1 protein-coding gene is annotated in these 1,340 nt (G+C 68.6%); it reads left to right on the top strand.

The genetic code is table 11. The features are described 5' to 3' along the window. Positions 1 to 1,103: site-specific integrase (locus AR3_RS29035; RefSeq protein WP_106259386.1), on the top strand; the 1,103-nt coding region annotated here is incomplete at its 5' end. Positions 1,104 to 1,340 lie beyond the last annotated feature (237 nt).

Raw genomic sequence — 1,340 nt, 5'->3', positions numbered from 1 at the left:
ACATCCGGTTGGATCGGCTGCGGGTGGCCGACGTGGATCGGATGTTCGAAGCCATCGACGAGCTCAACGAACTCGTCGTGCAAGCCCGTGAGTCCGGTGACCCTGAACTCCGGGCCCGGGTGAAGGGACGGCGGGTGGTCGGGGCGGCGACCAAGCAGCGGATCCGCGCGACGCTGCGCAGCGCTCTGAACAAGGCGATCAAACAGCGGCTGATCGAAGTCAACGCCGCCGCGTTGGCGGAGCTGCCGTCGGGCAGGGCGCCCAAGGCGCTGGTGTGGACGGACGAGCGCATCGCCGAATGGCGCAAGAACCTCGCCGTCTACACCGCTGAAGTGAACGCGCGCCGCAGGCGCCAGTGGGAAGCCGACCCTGGGCGTGGACAGGGCACCCAGATCAATCGGCTGGACGCCTATATCGGTGCGCCCCGCCCGTCCCGGGTGATGGTGTGGACGCCAGCCCTGACCAAGCGGTTCCTGGAGTGCGCCGAACGGCACCGGTTGTACGCGCTGTTCCATCTGATCGCGCTCCGAGGGCTCCGGCGTGGCGAAGCGTGCGGGCTGCGGTGGAGCGATCTCGATCTGACTCACGGCACCGCCACTGTTCGCTGGCAGCTGACCCAGGTCGGTGCAGAAACCATCCAGGGCAAGCCCAAGTCCGAGGCCGGGGAGGCGAGCATCAGCCTGGATGCCTCCACGGTCAAGGTCTTGCGGGCTCATCGGGCTCGGCAGAACGCTGAGCGTCTGGCCGCCGGGGACGCCTGGAGTGAGACCGGGTTGGTGTTCACCACCGAGACCGGTCGGCCGCTGGTGCCCAACCAGGTGACCGACCTGTTCGAGCGGTTGGCGATGGAGGCGGGGCTGCCGCCGATCCGGCTGCATGATCTGCGGCATGGTGCGGCGTCGTTCCTGCTGGCCGCCGGTTACGACATGAAAGTCGTGCAGGAGACCCTGCGGCTGTCGTCCATCAGCATTGCGGCGGACACCTACACCAGTCTGTTGCCGCAGCTGGCCCGGCAATCGGCGGAGGACGCCGCAGCGGTCATTTTGAACGCCGACCCCCACCAGCCCACCCCGACGGGTGGACAGGTGGCCACGCTGGCCTGACAGCGCCGTAACTGCGGCCCGCCCTGGTGCGCCATGTGCCGGGGCGGGCCGACGCGTGTTCACAGTGGGCCGCTATGGCCCTCAGGGTGTCGGGCGGTGTCGTGGGCGACCAGGAAATCGGGCGGTGTGGCTGGGTGCAGGGCGGCGAGCAGCCATGGAGCAGCCAGGGGAGCGAAGCGGTGCAAAAAAGCCGCTGGGCATCCGCGACATTTTCGCGAATGCCCAGCGTGCGGCGGG

This window comes from Actinomadura rubrobrunea NBRC 15275 (assembly GCF_001552235.1).
Taxonomy (GTDB): Bacteria; Actinomycetota; Actinomycetes; order Streptosporangiales; family Streptosporangiaceae; genus Spirillospora; species Spirillospora viridilutea.
This window is presented reverse-complemented; position numbering and strand designations above follow the sequence as displayed.